This is a genomic window from Sphingopyxis sp. SE2 (assembly GCF_032227185.1).
Lineage (GTDB): Bacteria > Pseudomonadota > Alphaproteobacteria > Sphingomonadales > Sphingomonadaceae > Sphingopyxis.
Genome location: NZ_JAPMXW010000001.1, coordinates 3,304,824 through 3,322,919, shown reverse-complemented (window position 1 = coordinate 3,322,919; position 18,096 = coordinate 3,304,824). Strand labels below are relative to the sequence as shown.

Genomic DNA, 18,096 nt, shown 5'->3' with positions numbered 1-18,096 from the left:
ACCCATGGCCCTCGCCGATCCGCAGCGTATCGAAGCGCTCGACCCGCTCGACCCCCTCCAGCTCGACGCCGAGCTGAGCGACGAGGAGCGGATGGTGCGCGACACCGCGCGGTCCTATGCGACCGATGCGTTGCTGCCGCGCGTGACCTCGGCCTTCCTCGACGAGCGGTTCGACCGCGAGATCATGTCCGAAATGGGCGCGCTCGGCCTGCTCGGCGCGACGATCGATCCCGAATATGGCGGCGCGGGGCTGAACTATGTCAGCTACGGGCTGATCGCGCGCGAGGTCGAGCGCATCGATTCGGGCTACCGCTCGGCCTGTTCGGTGCAGAGCAGCCTCGTGATCCACCCGATCAACGCCTATGGCAGCGAAGAGCAGAAGCGCAAATTTCTGCCCGGGCTGACCGCGGGCGAGCTCGTCGGCTGTTTCGGCCTCACCGAACCCGATGCGGGCAGCGACCCGGGCGGGATGCGCACGCGCGCCGAAAAGATCGCGGGCGGATATCGCCTGAAGGGCGCGAAGATGTGGATCACCAATTCGCCGATCGCCGACGTCTTCGTCGTATGGGCGAAATCGGAAGCGCACGACGGCGCGATCCGCGGCTTCCTGCTCGAAAAGGGGATGAAAGGCCTGTCGGCGCCCAAGATCGAGGGCAAGGTGAGCCTCCGCGCCTCGGTCACGGGCGAGATCGTCATGGACGGGGTCGAGGTCGGCGAGGATGCGCTGCTCCCCCATGTCTCGGGGCTCAAGGGGCCGTTCGGCTGTCTCAACCGCGCGCGCTACGGCATCGGCTGGGGCGCGATGGGCGCGGCCGAATTCTGCTACGAAGCAGCGCGCAATTACACGCTCGAGCGCCAGCAGTTCGGGCGGCCGCTCGCGGCGAACCAGATCGTCCAGCTGAAGCTCGCCAACATGCTCACCGAAATCGCGTTGGGCTTGCAGACGGCGCTGCGCGTCGGGCGGCTGATCGACGAAGGGCGGCTCGTCCCCGATGCGATCAGCCTCTTGAAGCGCAACAATTGCGGCAAGGCGCTCGATATCGCGCGCGTCGCGCGCGACATGCACGGCGGCAACGGCATTTCGGCCGACTATCATGTCATCCGCCATGCGGTGAACCTCGAGACGGTGAACACCTATGAAGGCACGCACGATGTGCACGCGCTGATTCTCGGCCGTGCGATCACGGGCATTTCGGCCTTTGCCTAAACCGTTGGAGGGCATCCGCGTCGTTGAACTGGCACGGGTGCTCGCGGGGCCCTGGTGCGGGCAATTGCTCGCCGATCTCGGTGCCGAGGTGGTCAAGGTCGAGCGGCCGGGCGTCGGCGACGATACGCGCGAATGGGGTCCGCCCTTCGTCACCGGTGCCGGCGGAGAAAATCTCGGCGCAGCCTATTATCACAGCTGCAACCGCGGCAAGCAGAGCGTCGCGATCGATATCGCGCGTGCGGAGGGACAGGCGGAGGTGCGCGCGCTGCTCGCCGGTGCCGATGTCGTGATCGAGAATTACAAGGTCGGCGGGCTCGTCAAATACGGGCTCGATCCGGCGCGGCTCCGCGCCGATTTTCCGCGGCTGGTCGTCTGTTCGATCACCGGTTTCGGCCAGACGGGGCCTTATGCGCACCGCGCGGGATATGATTATATCGTGCAGGCGATGAGCGGCTTCATGTCGCTGACCGGCGAGCCCGACGGCGCGCCGCAAAAGGCGGGGATCGCCTACGCCGACATCTTCACCGGCATGTATTCGGCCGTAGCGATCCTCGCGGCGCTGCGACGTCGTGACGTCACCGGCGCGGGCGCGCATGTCGATATGGCGTTGCTCGATTCGCAGGTCGCGGTGCTTGCCAATCAGGCGGCCAATTATCTCGCGAGCGGGGTCGTGCCGAAACGGATGGGCAATGCGCACGTCAATGTCGTGCCCTATCAGGTCTTTGCCACCGCCGACGGCCAGCTGGTGATCGCGGTCGGCAACGACGGGCAATATCGCAAACTCTGCGCGATATTGGGCGTCCCCGAATGGGCCGACGATGTGCGTTTCGTCAACAATGCCGCGCGGCTCGCGAACCGCGCCGAGCTGGTTCCGCTGCTCGCGGCGAAGATCGCGGCGTGGGAGGCGCAGCCGCTGTCGCTCGCGCTCGAGGCCGAGGGGGTGCCGGCGGGGCCGATCAACGACCTTGCGCAGGTGTTCGCCGATCCGCAGGTCGTCGCGCGCGGCATGCGCTTCCGTCCCGAGGGGGCGTCGATCGACGGGGTCGCGAGCCCGATCGTCATCGACGGCGAGCGCATGGTTGCGCACAGAGGCGCGCCGCCGCTTGGCAGTTAGCGGCTGTTTGCAGCCGGAAAGCGGCGCCCGCTACCCGCCCCGAAGCCGCCATCGCCGCCATTGCCGCCATTGCCCCATATCCGCCGCCGCCGAATTGAAAGGCGGCCGCGGCATCTGTTACCCTGCCGCCCATGTCCAGCTTCGTCCCCTATGCGCCGCTCAACGTGCCCAAGCCGTTCGGCGAGGGGATATGGATCGTCGACGGCCCCGAAATCCGCATGGATTATGGTCCCGCGTCGATGCCCTTTCCGACGCGGATGACGGTCGTGCGACTCCCCGGCGGACGGCTGTGGGTCCACTCGCCGATCGCCCCCGACGATGCGCTGTTCGCGGCGATCGACCGGCTGGGCGAGGTTGGCTGGCTCGTCGCGCCGAACAGCATCCATTACTGGTATGTCGCCGACTGGCAGGCGCGCTATCCCGCCGCGCAAACCCTCGCTGTGCCGGGGCTCGCCGAAAAGGCGAAGCGCGACTTCCGCATCGACGCGCTGCTCGAAGGCCCGGCGATGCCGCTTCCCGACGATATCGCCGGCGTGCTCGTCCCGGGCACGATGGTCAGCGAAGCGGTCTTTTTTCACCGGCCCTCGCGCACCGTCATTCTGACCGATCTGATCGAGAATTTCGAACCCGCGCGCGTTCGCAGCCGCCTGTTTCGCGCGCTGGTGCGGCTCGCGGGGGTCGCGCATCCCGGGGGCGGCACGCCGGTCGATATGCGCCTGACCTTCTGGCCGCGTCGCCGCGCGGTGCGCGCCGCGATGGCGCAAATCCTCGCCTGGGACTGCGAGCGCGTCGTGATGGCGCACGGCCTCCCCTATGAAAGCGGCGGCGCAGCCGAATTGCGCCGCGCCTTCGGGTGGGCGCTTTAGTCGCGAGTGGGGCTGGAAAGGGACAGACGACCTGTTTCGAACGCTTGCGGACATAGATCCTCCCGTGGGGAGGGGGACCACCGCGAAGCGGTGGTGGAGGGGCTGTGACGGTGCGCTATGGGCCCCTCCGTCAGCGCTTCGCGCTGCCACCTCCCCATCGCTGCGCGACAGGGAGGATGTTTCTTTCCTCGTCACCCCGAGCTTGACCCGGGGCCGCCCTTCTTTTCATGGCCAGCCGGAAGGAAGGCGGGTCCCGGGTCAAGCCGGGATGACGGAAGTGAGAGCGTGCAACATCCCCGCCCACCGCAAAGCAGCCGCGCCCATCCCAATGCCCCATATTCGCCGCGGGCTTGGGCCCGCCGGGGGCCACACGCCGCTCTAGAATTCGACGATGATCCGGATTCTGTCGGCGCTGACGCCGATGGCGCGCGCGATCTCTTCGCGGCCGCGGTCGATCAGCTCCTGCATCCCTTCGGGCGTGGCCTCGCCGAGCAGGTCGGAGGTTTCGACGCCCAGAATCTTCGCGAGCGCCGCCATCCGGCCCGGCCTGGGGCGGGCCCGGTCCTTTTCCCAGCCCAGAACCGATGCCGCGCTGACGCGCATGCGTTTGGCGACGTCGGCCCGGTCGAGCTTCGCTTCGATGCGAAGCCGCCGCAGGCGGTCGCCGAAGGATTCGCCCGTTGCCGGTTCCGGCTCTTCCTTTTCGGGAGCGGGGGCCGCGTCGGTGGCGCTCTTCAGTTCGACGGCACTCAGCGTGGCGCGCGATACCGGACCTTCGAACTGGCAGCCGAAATGCCGTCCGCTGGCCCAGATCACGATAGCGGTAATGTCGCCGGCATGCGGCAGCTCGATTTCGATTCGGTCGCCGGTCGCCAGCTTGATGTCGCTTTCGAACAGCAAGCCCGATCCCGAAATATTGTGGATTCGGACGTCGATGCCCGTGCCGTCGTGCCGCGCGCCCTTGGCGAGAAGGCTGAGTTTCCGGCGGCCGTCCTGCCGTCTGTCGGCGCCGGGTTCCACGGGAAGAAAATATCCGGAAATGGCCATATTAGCTTGTTGGGCCGCGCTGGTTAAAAGAGCGTTAGCGAGGGCCGGGAAAGATGGCCAGGGACTCTGGATGTCGCATCGGCGCGGCAGGTAACGGATGCGTGGGCGGAGTTTCAATTTGCGAGGGGGGAGTGTGGGCAGTGGTGGCGATGTCGGCTTAGGGGTGGAGAGCTGTCGTCCAGATCCTCCCCTTTGCGCAGCGATGGGGAGGTGGCAGCCCGCAGGGCTGACGGAGGGGTCGACGCCGTCAGGCGTCGGTGCAAGGCCAGACCCCTCCACCACCGCTTCGCGGCGATCCCCCTCCCCAGCGCTTCGCGATGGGGAGGATCTGTACGTCCGCTTCCGGTCGGTAGCGGTCATAAGCGGCTGGTCGCGGCTAATGCCCCATGTCCGCCGCCGATGCGCGCGGCCCGCCGGGTTTCGGCGGCTTCAACAGCAGCACCAGCGGGACCGACGCCAAAGTCACCCACATCATCAGCCAGAAATCGTCGATATAGGCGACCATCGCCGCCTGCCGGTTGATCTCGGCGTTGATCATCGCCATCGCCGTGTCGCCCATCGCGCCGAAGCGGTCGGACGTCGACGGATCGAGCAGGCCGACCGAGCTGTTGGTGACATGCGCCGCCAGATCCTCGTGGCTCGTCTGCGTGTTCACGCCGAGCAGCGTGGTAACGACCGAAATCCCGACCGACGCGCCGAGGCTGCGGAGCAGGTTGAGCAGGCTCGACCCGTCGGTGCGATGCTGCGGTGCGATCGTCGCGAATGCCATGGTGTTGAGCGGAATGAAGATCAGCCCCATGCCGACCCCCTGCACCAGCCCGCTGACGATCACCGGCTCCATCCCCATCATCAGCGACCAGTGGCTCATCTGCCACAGCGAATAAGCGGCGATCAGCAGGCCGGTGCCGACCAGCCAGCGCGCGTCGATCCGGCCGAGCAATTGCCCCGCGACCCACATGCTCATCAAAATGCCCACCCCGCGCACCGCGAGGACGATCCCGGTGTCGATCACCGGCCAGCCGAACAGATTCTGCAGCATCGGCGGCAGCAGCGCCATCGACGCGAACATCACGACCCCGATCACGACCATGAAACCCATCGCGGTGACGAGGTTGCGGTCGGCGAGCATCTTGCGGTTGAACAGCGTATCGCCGCGCGCGGTGAACAGATGGACGAAGAACATCCACAAGCACGCGATCGCGACCCCGCACTCGATCCAGATTTCGACGCTGTTGAACCAGTCCTCGTGCGCGCCGCGGTCGAGCATCAGTTGCAGCGCGGCGAGGCCGAGCGCGAGCATCGAGAAACCGAACAGGTCGAACTTGCGATCGGTTCTGCGCGTCGCGGGCAACAGCGCCCACATCATCGCGAGCGTCAGCAATCCGACGGGGAGGTTGACGTAGAAAACCCAGCGCCAGTTGACGCTTTCGGTCAGCCAGCCGCCGAGCACGGGGCCCAGAATCGGCCCGATCATGATCCCCATGCCCCAGATCGACATCGCGCGCGCGTGGCGCTCGGGCGGGTTGATGTCGAGCATCACCGACTGCGACAGCGGCCCGATGAACGCCGCGAAAATCCCCTGCATGAAGCGAAAGGCGACCATCTGATCGAGCGTCTGCGCCGCGCCGCACGCCATCGACGCGACGATGAAGCCCGCGACCGCGCCGAGGAACAATTCGCGCCGTCCGATGCGGTCGGCGAGCCAGCCGGTGATCGGCATCGCGATCGCCGAGGCGAGGATATAGCTGGTCAGCACCCAGGTCACCGTCTCGCTCGTCGCGCCGAGCGCCGACTGCATGTGCGGGATGGCGACGTTGGCGATCGTCGTGTCGAGGATCTGCATGATCGACGCGCCCATGACGGCGACGGTCAGCAGGCCGCGATAGCGGACGCGCTCGTGGAGGGCGATCATATCGTCGTCGGGCAAGGCCGCGGCGGCGGGCCGGCGGGGGAGGGCGTTGCTGGCCATGGCTAAAACCGATCCTCCCTGTCGCGAAGCGATGGGGAGGATATATTCGCACGGGAAATCGACGGACGACCAGGCATTCCGCTTAATTCGTAAACACCCGCACATCGGCCGACAGCCCCGCGATCATATCGCGCGACGGCTTTTCGTCGAAGGCGATCCGCACCGGCACGCGCTGCGTCACCTTGACCCAGTTGCCGGTCGCGTTCTGCGCGGGGAGCACCGAAAATTCGCTGCCCGTACCCGCGCCGATCGTCAGCACATGGCCACGCACCGTCAGCCCCGGATAGGCGTCGAAGCGGATTTCGGCGCGCTGGCCGACGCGCATGTTCGCAAGGTCGGTTTCCTTGAAATTGGCCTCGACCCACGGATGCGCGGTGTCGACCAATGTCACCGCTGGCAGCCCCGCGACCATCATCTGGCCGACTTGCAATCGGTCCGACTGCGCGATGCGCCCCGCGCCCGGCGCGCGCACCGTCGTCCGGTCGAGGTTCACCTGCGCCTGCGACCGCTGGACGCGCGCCGCCTCGACCTGCGGATTGATCCCGCTCGACGGGCCCGCGGCGAGTTTTGTGCGCGCTTCGGCGGCGGCGGCTTCGGCCTGCCGGACGCTTTCGCGTGCTTGGCTGAGCGCGTGGCGCGAGGCATCATAGGCGGCTTTCGTCGTGAAGCCCTTTTCCATCAGCGCCGCCTGCCGGTCGAAGGTCACCTGGGCGAACTTCACATCCTCGCGCGCCGCGGCGATGTCGACGCTCGACGTGTTCGCGCTCGCCGCCAGATTGCCGACTTCGACCCTGGCGGCGTCGATCGCCGCGGTCGCCTGCGCGACGCTCAGCGCATAGGGCTCGCCGTCGATGCGAAAGAGCAATTGGCCTTTTGCGACCTGCTGGCCGTCGCGGACGGCAACTTCGGTGATCCGTCCGCCGACTTCGGCGGCGACCGACACCTTGTCCATCTGGACATAGGCGTTGTCGGTCGACACCGACCCGCCGCTCGTCAGCCACCAGCCGGCGCCGCCCGCGATCAGCAGCGCGGGCAGCCCGAACATCAACAGCCGCGTGCGCCAGCTCGCCTTGGGCGCGGCGTCGGCGACGGGCGCGGGGTCCGGCAGCGGATCGGCCTTCGGCGCGCGCTTCGGCGGCGTCGCCTCTTCGGCTTTCGGGCGGGAGGGGGAGAGCTGGTCCATCAGATCGTCTCTTTTTCTTTTTGGCAGATGCGGCGGGACAGGTTGGCGCGGACGCGCTCGACAAGGTCGATCAGCTGCTCGACCTCGGCGGGGCTCAGCCCTTCGGTCGCTTCGGCGGTCAGCGCATCGGCGGTGGCGCGCATCCCGCCGAGCAGTTCGCCGGCGCGCGGCGTCAGGTAAAGCTGCCACGCGCGGCGGTCGGCGGGGTCGGCGCGGCGCTCGACAAGATCCGCCTCGGCCAGCCGGTCGACCATCCGCGACAGCGTGATCGGCTCGACCTCGATCAGCTCGGCGAGCGGGCCCTGGCGGATACCCTCGTGGCGCTTGAGGTAGGTGATCAGCCGCCATTGCAGCGCGGTGATGCCGCTGTCCTTCGTGCGCGCGTTGAACGCGCGCCGGAACAGGCGCGCGCTATCGTTCAGCAGATACCCGATCGTCTCGCTCATATCATAGCACATAATAGCAATTGCTACTATATTCAACCGCGGCACGGGATTGCCAACAGTCTCGGATATGGTGTAAATTTTCTTTACACTGCTTGCGTGGGGCATGTTTTTGGGCAGGATGTGGGGATGACTTTAACCGCCGACCTTTTCTGGTCCTTCCGTTCGCCGTACAGCTATCTTGCGGTCGGCCGCTATCGCGCGCTCGCCGCCAGCCACGACGTGACGATCAACCTGCGCCCCGTCTATCCGCTTGCGGTGCGCCAGCCCGACTTTTTCGAGCGCAATCATCCCAATTGGCTGAGCTACACGATGCGCGACATGATCCGCGTCGCGCAGTTCCACGGCATTCCCTTCGGCCCGCCGCGTCCCGACCCGATCGTCCAGAATGTCGCGACGCGCGAGATCGCGGCCGAGCAGCCCTATATCCATCGCCTTACCCGGCTGGGACAGGCGGCGTCGCGGCGCGGCAAGGGGCTCGCCTTTGCGCATGAGGTCGGCCAGCTCATCTGGGGCGGCGCGCAGGACTGGCATCTCGGCGATCATCTTGCGGGCGCGGCGAAGCGCGCGGGGCTCGACCTCCCCGAACTCGACGAAGAGGCGGTGCGCGAGGCCGAAGCGCTCGACAATGAAGTCGCCGGCAACCAGGTCGCGCTCGAAATCGCGGGCCATTGGGGCGTGCCGACTCTCGTGTTCGAAGGCGAGCCCTTTTTCGGGCAGGACCGGATCGAGATGGCGAAGTGGCGCATGGAGCAGAAGGGCCTTCTCCCGCGCTGATCGGCGCTTGCCGAACCGGGTATGGAGGGCGCATAGCGCGTCGCATGACAATCGAACCCCGATATTTCGAAGCGCGCGACGGCGTGCGGCTGGCGTGGCGCGAGACGGGCGAAGGTCGGCCGCTGATTTTGCTGCACGGCCTGTTTTCGAGCGGCGAGGTCAACTGGATCAAGTTCGGCACTGCGGCACGCATCGCCCGCGACGGATACCGCATGATCATGCCCGACCTGCGCGTCCACGGATCGAGCGACGCGCCGCACGAGGAGGAATTCTATCCGTCCGACGTGCTGGTGCATGACCTCGAAGATCTGGTCGCGCATCTGGACCTCGCCGACTTCGACCTCGGCGGTTTCTCGCTCGGTGCGCGGACGAGCGTGCGTGCAGTTGTCGCCGGGATGAAACCGCGCCGTTTGATTCTTGGCGGCATGGGATTGGCGGGGCTCGCCGGCTGGCAGCGGCGCGGGCGCTTCTTCAAGCGCGTGATCGCCGAATATGAGACGGCGAAACGCGGCGACGATACATGGCTGTCGGTTCAGTTCATGAAGACGATGAAGGTCGACCGCATCGCGGCGGGGCATCTGCTCGACAGCTTCACCGATACGACGCCCGAGATGCTCGCGGCGCTGACGATGCCGACCCTCGTCGTCTGCGGCGACCGCGATCAGGACAATGGATCGGCCGAGGAGCTGGTTGCGGCCTTGCCCGACGCGCGGCTTGCGACAATCCCGGGGACGCATATGTCGAGCGTGACGGAGCCCGAGCTGGGCGAAGCGATCGCCGTCTTTCTCGCGACTTGACCGGACTCGCGCCGGGCGCCTAGCTGTTCGCATGCGCCAGAGAGCGCTGCGATAACATTCCAGAGGACGCACCCCATGAAAGCCATGATTTCGACGCTGTCGCTTGCCCTGTCGCTCGCGGTGGCGACCCCCGCTTTTGCGCAGAGCGCACCCGCCGCTGCCCCCGCGGCGGCCGCCGCCACTGCTGCTGACGCCGACGCCTTTATCGCGGCGGTCGAAAAGGACCTGTTCGACTATACGGTCGAGGCCAGCCAGGTGAACTGGGTCAATTCGACCTATATCACCGAGGATACCGACGCGATGGCGGCGCGGATCAACGCGGTCGGCACCGAAAAGTCGGTCAAATATGCGCTCGAGGCCGCGAAATATATGAATGTCGCGGGACTCAGCCCCGACACCAAGCGCAAGCTCGACATTTTGCGCACCGGTATCGTGCTGCCCGCGCCGACGACGCCGGGTGCCGCGGCCGAGCTCAACACGATCGCAACCGACCTGCAGTCGCAATATGGCAAGGGCCGCGGCACGCTGAACGGCAAGGAAATCTCGGGGTCGGATATCGAGGCCGAGATGGGCAATCTCGAGAACACGCCCGCGCAATTCGCCGAAATGTGGACGAGCTGGCACGACAAGGTCGGCGCGCCGATGAAGGACGATTATGCCCGCATGGTCGGCATCGCCAACGAGGGCGCGAAGGAGCTGGGCTTCACCGACACCGGCGCGATGTGGCGTTCGGGCTATGACATGCCGCCCGAAGAATTCGCCAAGCTGACCGAAAAGATCTGGCAGGACATGAAGCCGCTGTACGTCGCGCTCCACACCTATGTCCGCTGGAAACTGAACGAGAAATATGGCGACGCGGTGCAGCCCAAGACCGGCCCGATCCGCGCCGACCTGCTCGGTAACATGTGGGCGCAGGAATGGGGTAACATCTATCCGCTGGTCGCGCCCGCGGGCACCGGCGACCTCGGCTATGACATCGGCGACCTGCTCACCGCGCAGGGAAAGACCCCGCTCGACATGGTCAAGGCAGGCGAGAATTTCTATTCGTCGCTCGGGATGGCGCCGCTGCCCGAAACCTTCTGGAAGCGCAGCCAGTTCCTGAAGCCCGCCGATCGCGAGGTCGTCTGTCACGCGTCGGCGTGGGATATCGACAATAAGGACGATATCCGCATCAAGATGTGCATCAAGGTGAACGCCGACGACTTCATCACCATCCACCACGAACTCGGGCACAATTATTACCAGCGCGCCTATAACAAGCAGCCGTTCCTCTATTTGAACGGCGCGAACGACGGCTTCCACGAGGCGATCGGCGATTTCGTCGCGCTGTCGATCACGCCGCAATATCTCGTCGACATCGGGCTGCTCGACAAGGCGAAGGTGCCGAGCGCCGACAAGGATATCGGCCTCCTGCTTCGGCAGGCGATGGACAAGGTCGCCTTCCTGCCCTTCGGCCTGCTCGTCGACCGCTGGCGCTGGGGCGTTTTCGACGGGTCGATCCAGCCCGCCGATTACAACAAGGCATGGACGCAGCTGCGTACCCAATATCAGGGCATCGTCCCGCCGGGTGAGCGACCGGCGAACGCATTCGACGCGGGCGCGAAATACCATATCCCGGGGAACACGCCCTACACCCGCTATTTCCTCGCGCGCGTGCTGCAGTTCCAATTCTATCAGGCGGCGTGCAAGCAGGCGGGCTGGAAGGGCCCGCTCCACCGCTGTTCGTTCTATGGCAACAAGCAGGTCGGCGCGAAGCTCAACGCGATGCTCGAAATGGGCGCGTCGAAGCCGTGGCCCGACGCGCTCGAAGCCTTTACCGGCAACCGCGAAATGTCGGGCAAGGCGATGGCCGACTATTTCGCGCCGCTGAAGACATGGCTCGACGAACAGAATAAGGGCAAGCCGTCGGGGTGGTGAGCTAGGCCGACTGGCAGGAAGTAGAAAGGCCGGGGTCGCGACCCCGGCCTTTTCATTGCGCCTCGACCGACTGTTTGAAGCGGGCGAGCCGTGCGCTTGCTGCTGCGGCGTGCGGGCCGATCCAGCGGTCATGGATGTCCTGAATCGGTATCGCGTTGAGATGGTTCCAGCGTTCGCGGCCGCGGCGTTCGGCGATGACGAGGCCGGCCTCTTCCAGCACCTTCAGATGCTGCATCACCGTGCAGCGGTCGATGTCGGCGAAATGGCCGCACAGCGCCCCCGTCGTCAGCGGCTGGTCCTTCAGATCGTCGAGAATCTGGCGCCGGATCGGCGAGGCGAGCGCCTTGAACGTCGCGTCGAACTGGTCGTGAATTGACATGTTATAGTTTTATAACATAAAAGAGTGCGACTCAAGCGGAGAATCGACATGGAACTGAAATTCAGGGTCGCGGCGCGGATCGCGAAGCCGGTGCACGAGGTGTTCGAGGCGGTCGCGGACCCCGCGAAGCTGTCGAACTATTTCACCACGGGCGGCGCGGAGGGCCGGCTCGAGACCGGCGCGACGGTGACGTGGGACTTCCATGATTTTCCGGGCGCTTTTCCGGTCTGGGTGGTCGAGGTCGTGCCCGACGAAAAGATCGTCCTCGAATGGCAGGCGAGCGAAGGCGAGGCGCATAACGTCGAGGGCAGCGAACCGAAGGATGCCGACTATCGCACGCGCGTGACGATGCGCTTCAAGGGGCTCGACGACGGCCGCACGCTGGTCGAAATCGCCGAGGAGGGCTGGCGTGAGAATCAGGGCGCGCTCAGCGCCTCCTATGGCAATTGCCAGGGCTGGTCGCAGATGCTCTGTGCGCTGAAGGCCTGGCTGGAACATGGCATCAATTTGCGCGAGGGGATGTACAAATAATTCGGCAATCCCCGGTGCCGTGGTGCGATATTCGAAGCACGGCGGGCGAACGTAAAATGTCGGGACGCGGCGGGTTGCGGACATGGAGAGAAGAAGGCTCCTCCCCTTCAGGAGTATCAGGTGAAACGTCCGGGGGACGTTTCACCTGATACTGGGTTGGGGTGGGGTCTATCGGCCTTGCGCAAGGCCGATAGACCCCACCCCACTACGACTAGGCAGCAAGCTGCCAAGTCTGCGTTGCCCCTCCCCTGAAGGGGAGGGGCTTGATAGACCTCAACGTCCGCTCACCACCCCGAACCGGACATCGGGGCCGTATCGCCGGCAGGGGCGAAGAAAAAAGGGGGCGCCGCGGCGGGCGCGCGCCTCTACCCCCTTTGTCGTCGGATCAGAATTTGACCGTGCCGGTGACGAAGACCTGGCGCGGGTTGCCGTAGAAGGCGGTCAGCGTGCCTTCGGTGCCGAGCGCCGAGACCGGGAGGCCGTTGGCACCGAGGGCGGGGACGCCGGTAACCGGGTCGACGACGATGAAGGTATAGCCCGAGGTCTTATATTCCTTGTCGAGCAGGTTCTTGCCGAACACCCCGAGGCTCCAGCGGTCGTCGGGTGCGGTGTAGACGATGCTCGCGTCCCAGAGCGCGAAGCCTTTCTGGTCGATATAGGGATTGGGAATTTCGAACTGATAGGTCTTGCTGCGATAGGAAAGCGTCGTGGCGAAATTGATGTCGCCGTCGCCGACGGGGGTCGAATAGGCGAGGGTACCGCTGGCGGTCCACTTCGGCGTGTTCTGGACCTCGCGGAAATCGGCGACATCGGTGGGAACGCCGCCGATGTTGGTGACATATTCCTTATATTCGGCGTCGATATAGCCGAGCGCGGTCGACAGCGTCAGCCGGTCGCCGACGGTCGCGACATCCTCGCCGAGCCGCGCGCGGCCTTCGAATTCCAACCCCTTGAAGGTCGCCTTGCCCGCGTTCGACACGACGCCGCAGAAGCTCGGCAGGCCTTGCACGGTGCAGGCGACCGAGCCGGGGATCTGGACGTCGGTATAATCGGCGTAGAAGCCCGCGAGCGCGAGATTCAGCGCGCCGTCGAACAGGCTGCCCTTATAGCCGATTTCATAGCTGTCGACCTGTTCGGGGCGGAAGCTCAGAAAGGCGGCGACCTCGTCGTCGGTCGGCATCCCCGGGGTTGCGGCGGGCGCATTGACGCCGACACCGCGCGGGTCGAAGCCGCCGCCCTTGAAGCCTTGCGAATAGCTAGCGTAGAGCGTGTGGTCGGGGGTCGGCTTGAACGACAGCGAAGCGCGCGGGGTGAATTTTTCGAAGCTGCGGCTGCCGTCGAAATCGGTGCTGGGCGCGCCGAAGGGCACCCCGGCGCCGCCGAATACCGGCGATCCGCCGCCGAGATAATTCTGGCGCAGGATCGAGGCTTCACGTTTGTCCCAGGTATAGCGGCCGCCGACCGACAGGCTGAGCCGGTCGGTGAAATCGAACGTCGCATCGCCGAACACCGCGAAGGTCGTGGTGTCGACGTCGGCCTCGGTGAAGGCGGTCAGCCCCGCGAAAGTGTTGAAGATGCGCACGTCGAAGAGCGTGTCGGCGGTCGCATCGAGATAATAGAAGCCGAGCAGGCCCTTGAGCCGGTCGCCTTCGTAGAGCAGCTGGAATTCCTGGCTGATCTGTTCGTTGAAGTAGAAGCCCGGAACGTCGACGTCGACCGCGGGCAGCGCGTCGAAGTCGATCGGGGTCGCCGAGCGGTCCTTGCGCCACGCGCTGATCGAACGCAGCGTCACCGTGTCGCTGAGTTCGGCGGTGACATTCATCGCGAGGCCATAGGCCTCGATATCCTGCTTCGGATCGTTGAGACCGCCGCGCGAATCGAAGACGTCGTCGAGGACGGGCGCCCCCGTCGCGAGCGAGGGGATCAGGCGATGGCCGCCGCGCGGATCGCTCTTGTCCTTCGAATAATCGCCCGTGATGCGGATGAGCACGGGGGCGTCGTAGCCGCCGAGCTCGACGGTGCCGCGGCCGGCCCAGACGTCCTTGTTGTAATTTTCGAGCCCCGTCGTGAGATTGTCGCCGAAGCCGCCGCGCGACAGCCGCGCGATCGATCCGCCGACGCGTACGAGGTCGCCGATCGGCGCGCTCGCGGTGACGACGAGGTCGGCCTGATCATAGGTGCCGAGCGTGCCCTTGATCTTGAGCGAAAACTCCTCGGGCAGCGGCTTGGTCACATATTTGACCGCGCCGCCGATCGTGTTGCGGCCATAGAGCGTGCCCTGCGGTCCGCGGAGGATTTCGATGCGCTCGACATCGTAGATGTCGAGAACCGCCGCCTGCGGGCGGTTGAGATAGACGTCGTCGAGATAGATGCCGACGCCCTGTTCGAACCCCGACACCGGATCCTGCTGGCCGACGCCGCGGATGAAGGCGCTGAGCGTCGAGTTCGACCCGCGCGAGACTTCGAGCGTCGTGTTCGGGGTCGTCGCGCCGATGTCGGTGATGTCGATCGCGCCCGCCTTTTCGAGCGCCTCGCCCGAGTAAGCGGTGATCGCGACGGGGACGTCGATCAGCCGTTCGTCGCGGCGGCGTGCCGTGACGATGATCTCGTTATCGCCGACGTCGGTGGCGCCGGCTTCCTGCGCGAAGGCGGGCGGGGCGAAGGCGATCATGGAAAGCGCGCTGGTGGCGAGCACGGCACGGCGCAGCGGGCGGACGAAAGGACGCATGAAAACTCTCCCATGTGATGGGCGACCCCTCGCCGCCCTGTTTGCTTTTCTTGGGCCGGTGCTTGCCAAGCCGCGCCGCTTCCAATAATGAAACATGAACCAAGTTTCAACTTGGAAACGGGCTTCGTCGTTTTTTGCTTGCCAGTGGTGCTCAAATGCCACGATGCAGGCGGAGCCGGACGGGGGGAGGCGGAAAGGCAGCCATGGATCAGCCGCGGACCGAAACAGGCGAAGGCGCGGGCGATACGCGCGACAAGACGCCGCGCACCGAACGCGGGCGGCGGACGCTGCGCAAGCTGCTCGACGCCGCGGCGGTCGAATTCGGCGAGCGCGGCTTTCACGAAGCGTCGATCAGCGCGATCACGCGCCGCGCCGGAACCGCGCTCGGCAGCTTCTACACCTATTTCGATTCGAAGGAGGAAATCTTCCAGGCGCTCGTTCGCTATATGAGCGAGCAACTGCGCGACCATGTCACGCCGCTGGTGCAGGCGGCGCCCGACGAGATCAGCGCCGAACGCATCGGGCTCGAATCCTATCTCGGCTTCGTGCGCGCGCATAAGGAGATTTACCGCATCATCGACGAGGCCGAGTTCGTCGATTATGCGAGCTATCGCCGCCACTATGAGACGACCGTGGCGCGTGTGCGCCAGCGGCTGGAAAAGGGCGCGGCGCGCGGCGAGATTCGCGGCGACGTCAGCGAAATTCATGCTTGGGCGATCGGCGGGATGAACGTGTTTCTGGGGATGCGTTACGGCCTCTGGGATACCGACAGCGATATTTCGGAGATCGCCGCGATCGCGAACGACCTGCTTGCGAACGGGCTCAGGAAGCGGGATTAGCGATCGGTCCTCCCTGTCGCGAAGCGATGGGGAGGTGGCGGCGCGAAGCGCCGACGGAGGGGCAATAGCGCGACGTCGCGGCCCCTCCACCACGCCCTACGGGCGCAGTCCCCCTCCCCACCGCTTCGCGGCAGGGAGGATCAGGTTCGCGAAATCAGGAAGATCGCATGTTCGGCGCGCCAGCTGGCGGCGGCGTCGCTCGCCGGCTTGTCGCCCGACAGGTGCCAGACGCGCTCGACCCTGATGCCCTTGGCGCGCACGAGGTCGCGAAAGTCGCGGACCGTGACATGGTGGATGTTCGGCGTTTCGTACCAGGCGACGGGCAGCAGCCGCGTCACCGGCATCCGGCCGTTCCACAGCAGCGCGAGCCGGACGCGCCAGTGCGCGAAATTGGGAAAGCTGACGAAGGCGCGCGGCGCGATGCGCAACAGTTCGTCGACGACCCGGTCGGGGCGCTCGGTGGTCTGCAGCGTCTGCGACAGGATCGCATAGTCGAAGGCGTCGTCGGGATAGTCGGCGAGGTCGCGGTTGGCGTCGCCCTGCACGACCGACTGGCCGCGCGCGATCGCCGCGGTGACATTGTCGGGATCGATCTCCAGCCCGCGCGCGTCGACGCCCTTGGCGCGGAGCGCCGCCATCAGTTCGCCGTCGCCGCAGCCGACGTCGAGCACGCGCGCGCTCGACGGGACGGCGTCGGCGATGATCGCGAGATCGGGGCGAAGCTTCATTGCGCGGCCTGCCGGTAGACGTCGGGGAAATGCCGCTGCATGAACGGGTCGCTGTCCTCGATCGCGGTCCAGCCGAGCGCGGCATAGAGGCCGTGCGCGTCGCTGGTCGCGAGCATCCAGCGCCGCAGCCCCTGCAGCTCGGGATGGTCGTGGAGCGCGGTCACCATGCGCGCGGCAAGGCCATGCCCGCGATGCGCCGCGAGCACATAGACGTCGGCGAGATAGGCGAAGGTCGCGCGGTCGGTAACAACGCGGGCAAAGCCGACCTGCTCGCCACCGGGCGCGAAGACACCGACGCAGAGCGACCCGGCAATGGCGCGTTCGACGACCGCGCACGCGATATTTTCGGCCCAATAGCTTTGGGCCAGAAAGGCGTGGATCGCGTCGACCTGCATGTCGGACGGGTCGAAGGAAAGGCGATAGGTTCCACTCATGCCAGACCCGCCCGCAAGGACCCCGCGACGAGCCGGTCGAGCGCGGGGACGTCGAGGAGGAAGCTGTCGTGGCCGAAGGGCGCCGACAGCTCGACGAAGCTCGCCGCCGCGCCGACGCTTTGCAGCGCCTGCACGACGCGGCGCGATTCGGAGGTCGGATAGAGCCAGTCGGTGTCGAAGCTGACGAGCGTGAAGCGCACGTCCCTGGCGCCCGCGAAGGCGCCGGCGAGGCGGCCGTCGTGCGGGTCGGCGAGATCGAAATAATCCATCGCGCGCGTGATATAGAGATAGGCGTTGGCGTCGAAACGGTCGGTGAAGGCCAGCCCCTGATGCCTGAGATAGGATTCGACCTGGAAATCGGCGTCGAAACCGAAGCTCTTGATGTCGCGCGCCTGCAGGCGGCGGCCGAATTTCGCGGTCAGCCCTTCCTCGGACAAATAGGTGATATGCGCGGCCATGCGCGCGACCGCGAGCCCCTTGGTGGGCGCGCGCGCGCTGCCATAATATTGGCCGTCCTGCCAGTTGGGGTCGGCCATGATCGCTTGCCGCCCGACCTCGTGAAACGCGATATTTTGCGCCGAATGGCGCGCCGCGCTCGCGATGACGAGCGCCGAGGCAAGCCGTTCGGGAAAGGTCGCCGCCCAGGCGAGCGTCTGCATTCCGCCCATCGAGCCGCCGACGACGGCGTGGAGGCGCGATATGCCGAGATGGTCGAGCAGCATCGCCTGCGCGCGCACCATGTCGGTGATGGTGATGACGGGAAAGGCCATGCCGAGCGGCGCGCCCGTCGCGGCGTCGGGGGTCGCGGGGCCGCTCGTCCCCATGCAGCTGCCGAGCACATTGGCGCAGATGACGTGGAAGCGATCGGTGTCGATCGGCTTGCCCGGGCCGACCATGCGCGCCCACCAGCCGGGCTTGCCGGTTCCGGGATGGTCGCTCGCGACATATTGGTCGCCGGTGAGCGCGTGGCAGATCAGCACCGCGTTCGACCTGTCGGCGTTGAGCGCGCCATAGCTTTGCCAGGCGATCGTCACCGACGGCAGCACCTGTCCGCTGTCGAGCGGCAGCGGTGCGTTGATCGTCACGCCCTGATGCTGGATCTGGTGGAGAAGGCTCGCCATGATGTGCGCCGGGCTA

The 18,096-nt window shown here is 66.0% G+C and carries 17 protein-coding genes; 8 read left to right on the top strand and 9 right to left on the bottom strand.

The window, feature by feature from the left end:
- Positions 1-4 precede the first annotated feature (4 nt).
- The 3 genes from OVY29_RS15935 to OVY29_RS15925 all read left to right on the top strand — a co-directional run bounded on the left by OVY29_RS15935 (position 5) and on the right by OVY29_RS15925 (position 3,187).
- The gene (locus tag OVY29_RS15935; protein WP_037557458.1) at positions 5-1,207 is read left to right on the top strand and encodes an acyl-CoA dehydrogenase; all 1,203 of its coding nucleotides are present in this window, start codon (positions 5-7) and stop codon (positions 1,205-1,207) included.
- Positions 1,200-2,321 carry a CaiB/BaiF CoA-transferase family protein gene (locus tag OVY29_RS15930; protein WP_313911713.1) on the top strand — a complete coding sequence of 374 codons (1,122 nt, stop codon included), beginning with the start codon at positions 1,200-1,202 and terminating at the stop codon, positions 2,319-2,321. The genes OVY29_RS15935 and OVY29_RS15930 overlap by 8 nt, the downstream gene beginning before the upstream one ends.
- Before the next feature lie 131 nt (positions 2,322-2,452).
- Positions 2,453-3,187 (top strand): DUF4336 domain-containing protein, encoded by a 735-nt coding sequence (locus tag OVY29_RS15925; RefSeq protein ID WP_313911712.1) that lies wholly within the window; start codon positions 2,453-2,455, stop codon positions 3,185-3,187.
- Positions 3,188-3,565: 378 nt separating this feature from the next.
- On the opposite strand, the gene OVY29_RS15920 is transcribed toward OVY29_RS15925, so the two are convergent.
- From OVY29_RS15920 to OVY29_RS15905, 4 genes are all read right to left on the bottom strand, one after another.
- Positions 3,566-4,234, bottom strand: a complete 669-nt coding sequence (locus OVY29_RS15920) for a helix-turn-helix domain-containing protein (RefSeq protein WP_313911711.1) — start codon at positions 4,232-4,234, stop codon at positions 3,566-3,568.
- Positions 4,235-4,610: 376 nt separating this feature from the next.
- The gene (locus OVY29_RS15915; RefSeq protein WP_313911710.1) at positions 4,611-6,203 is read right to left on the bottom strand and encodes an MDR family MFS transporter; all 1,593 of its coding nucleotides are present in this window, start codon (positions 6,201-6,203) and stop codon (positions 4,611-4,613) included.
- Positions 6,204-6,285: 82 nt separating this feature from the next.
- Entirely contained in the window at positions 6,286-7,386 is a 1,101-nt protein-coding gene (locus OVY29_RS15910; RefSeq protein WP_313911709.1) for an HlyD family secretion protein, read from the bottom strand.
- The gene (locus OVY29_RS15905; RefSeq protein ID WP_313911708.1) at positions 7,386-7,832 is read right to left on the bottom strand and encodes a MarR family transcriptional regulator; all 447 of its coding nucleotides are present in this window, start codon (positions 7,830-7,832) and stop codon (positions 7,386-7,388) included. Before OVY29_RS15905 ends, OVY29_RS15910 begins: the two co-directional genes overlap by 1 nt.
- Before the next feature lie 126 nt (positions 7,833-7,958).
- On the opposite strand from OVY29_RS15905, the gene OVY29_RS15900 reads away from it, so the two are divergent.
- The 3 genes from OVY29_RS15900 to OVY29_RS15890 all read left to right on the top strand — a co-directional run bounded on the left by OVY29_RS15900 (position 7,959) and on the right by OVY29_RS15890 (position 11,320).
- Positions 7,959-8,606: a 2-hydroxychromene-2-carboxylate isomerase gene (locus OVY29_RS15900; protein WP_313911707.1), complete on the top strand. Its 648-nt coding sequence runs from the start codon at positions 7,959-7,961 to the stop codon at positions 8,604-8,606.
- A 44-nt stretch (positions 8,607-8,650) separates the two neighbouring features.
- Positions 8,651-9,403: an alpha/beta fold hydrolase gene (locus tag OVY29_RS15895; RefSeq protein ID WP_313911706.1), complete on the top strand. Its 753-nt coding sequence runs from the start codon at positions 8,651-8,653 to the stop codon at positions 9,401-9,403.
- 75 nt (positions 9,404-9,478) lie between these two features.
- A complete protein-coding gene (locus OVY29_RS15890; RefSeq protein WP_313911705.1) occupies positions 9,479-11,320 on the top strand; it encodes a M2 family metallopeptidase in 1,842 nt (613 codons plus the stop codon).
- A 52-nt stretch (positions 11,321-11,372) separates the two neighbouring features.
- Here OVY29_RS15890 and OVY29_RS15885 read toward each other — a convergent pair whose 3' ends face one another.
- Positions 11,373-11,699 carry an ArsR/SmtB family transcription factor gene (locus OVY29_RS15885; protein ID WP_039581576.1) on the bottom strand — a complete coding sequence of 109 codons (327 nt, stop codon included), beginning with the start codon at positions 11,697-11,699 and terminating at the stop codon, positions 11,373-11,375.
- A 48-nt stretch (positions 11,700-11,747) separates the two neighbouring features.
- Between OVY29_RS15885 and OVY29_RS15880 the strand changes: the two genes are divergently transcribed.
- Positions 11,748-12,230: an SRPBCC family protein gene (locus OVY29_RS15880; protein WP_037557448.1), complete on the top strand. Its 483-nt coding sequence runs from the start codon at positions 11,748-11,750 to the stop codon at positions 12,228-12,230.
- 385 nt (positions 12,231-12,615) lie between these two features.
- On the opposite strand, the gene OVY29_RS15875 is transcribed toward OVY29_RS15880, so the two are convergent.
- Entirely contained in the window at positions 12,616-14,901 is a 2,286-nt protein-coding gene (locus tag OVY29_RS15875; protein ID WP_409581486.1) for a TonB-dependent receptor, read from the bottom strand.
- Positions 14,902-15,161: 260 nt separating this feature from the next.
- Here OVY29_RS15875 and OVY29_RS15870 point away from each other — a divergent pair, with 260 nt between their 5' ends.
- On the top strand, positions 15,162-15,797 hold the full coding sequence (locus OVY29_RS15870) for a TetR/AcrR family transcriptional regulator (RefSeq protein WP_313911703.1): 636 nt from the start codon (positions 15,162-15,164) through the stop codon (positions 15,795-15,797).
- Between the two features lie 140 nt (positions 15,798-15,937).
- Here OVY29_RS15870 and metW read toward each other — a convergent pair whose 3' ends face one another.
- The 3 genes from metW to OVY29_RS15855 are packed head-to-tail and all read right to left on the bottom strand — an operon-like array spanning position 15,938 to position 18,080.
- Positions 15,938-16,525, bottom strand: coding sequence for a methionine biosynthesis protein MetW (gene metW / locus OVY29_RS15865; protein WP_037557445.1), 588 nt, complete (start codon positions 16,523-16,525; stop codon positions 15,938-15,940).
- A complete protein-coding gene (locus OVY29_RS15860) occupies positions 16,522-16,959 on the bottom strand; it encodes a GNAT family N-acetyltransferase (protein ID WP_037557444.1) in 438 nt (145 codons plus the stop codon). Before OVY29_RS15860 ends, metW begins: the two co-directional genes overlap by 4 nt.
- Entirely contained in the window at positions 16,956-18,080 is a 1,125-nt protein-coding gene (locus OVY29_RS15855; protein WP_313911702.1) for a homoserine O-acetyltransferase, read from the bottom strand. The genes OVY29_RS15860 and OVY29_RS15855 overlap by 4 nt, the downstream gene beginning before the upstream one ends.
- Between the last annotated feature and the right edge of the window lie 16 nt (positions 18,081-18,096).

Bases quoted from the DNA above. Each gene is read 5' to 3' on its own strand.
- OVY29_RS15935 (WP_037557458.1), top strand. From the start codon at position 5: ATGGCCCTCGCCGATCCGCAGCGTATCGAAGCGCTCGACCCGCTCGAC.
- OVY29_RS15925 (WP_313911712.1), top strand. From the start codon at position 2,453: ATGTCCAGCTTCGTCCCCTATGCGCCGCTCAACGTGCCCAAGCCGTTC.
- OVY29_RS15920 (WP_313911711.1), bottom strand. From the start codon at position 4,234: ATGGCCATTTCCGGATATTTTCTTCCCGTGGAACCCGGCGCCGACAGA.
- OVY29_RS15915 (WP_313911710.1), bottom strand. From the start codon at position 6,203: ATGGCCAGCAACGCCCTCCCCCGCCGGCCCGCCGCCGCGGCCTTGCCC.
- OVY29_RS15910 (WP_313911709.1), bottom strand. From the start codon at position 7,386: ATGGACCAGCTCTCCCCCTCCCGCCCGAAAGCCGAAGAGGCGACGCCG.
- OVY29_RS15905 (WP_313911708.1), bottom strand. From the start codon at position 7,832: ATGAGCGAGACGATCGGGTATCTGCTGAACGATAGCGCGCGCCTGTTC.
- OVY29_RS15900 (WP_313911707.1), top strand. From the start codon at position 7,959: ATGACTTTAACCGCCGACCTTTTCTGGTCCTTCCGTTCGCCGTACAGC.
- OVY29_RS15895 (WP_313911706.1), top strand. From the start codon at position 8,651: ATGACAATCGAACCCCGATATTTCGAAGCGCGCGACGGCGTGCGGCTG.
- OVY29_RS15890 (WP_313911705.1), top strand. From the start codon at position 9,479: ATGAAAGCCATGATTTCGACGCTGTCGCTTGCCCTGTCGCTCGCGGTG.
- OVY29_RS15885 (WP_039581576.1), bottom strand. From the start codon at position 11,699: ATGTCAATTCACGACCAGTTCGACGCGACGTTCAAGGCGCTCGCCTCG.
- OVY29_RS15880 (WP_037557448.1), top strand. From the start codon at position 11,748: ATGGAACTGAAATTCAGGGTCGCGGCGCGGATCGCGAAGCCGGTGCAC.
- OVY29_RS15875 (WP_409581486.1), bottom strand. From the start codon at position 14,901: ATGATCGCCTTCGCCCCGCCCGCCTTCGCGCAGGAAGCCGGCGCCACC.
- OVY29_RS15870 (WP_313911703.1), top strand. From the start codon at position 15,162: ATGGATCAGCCGCGGACCGAAACAGGCGAAGGCGCGGGCGATACGCGC.
- metW (WP_037557445.1), bottom strand. From the start codon at position 16,525: ATGAAGCTTCGCCCCGATCTCGCGATCATCGCCGACGCCGTCCCGTCG.
- OVY29_RS15860 (WP_037557444.1), bottom strand. From the start codon at position 16,959: ATGAGTGGAACCTATCGCCTTTCCTTCGACCCGTCCGACATGCAGGTC.
- OVY29_RS15855 (WP_313911702.1), bottom strand. From the start codon at position 18,080: ATGGCGAGCCTTCTCCACCAGATCCAGCATCAGGGCGTGACGATCAAC.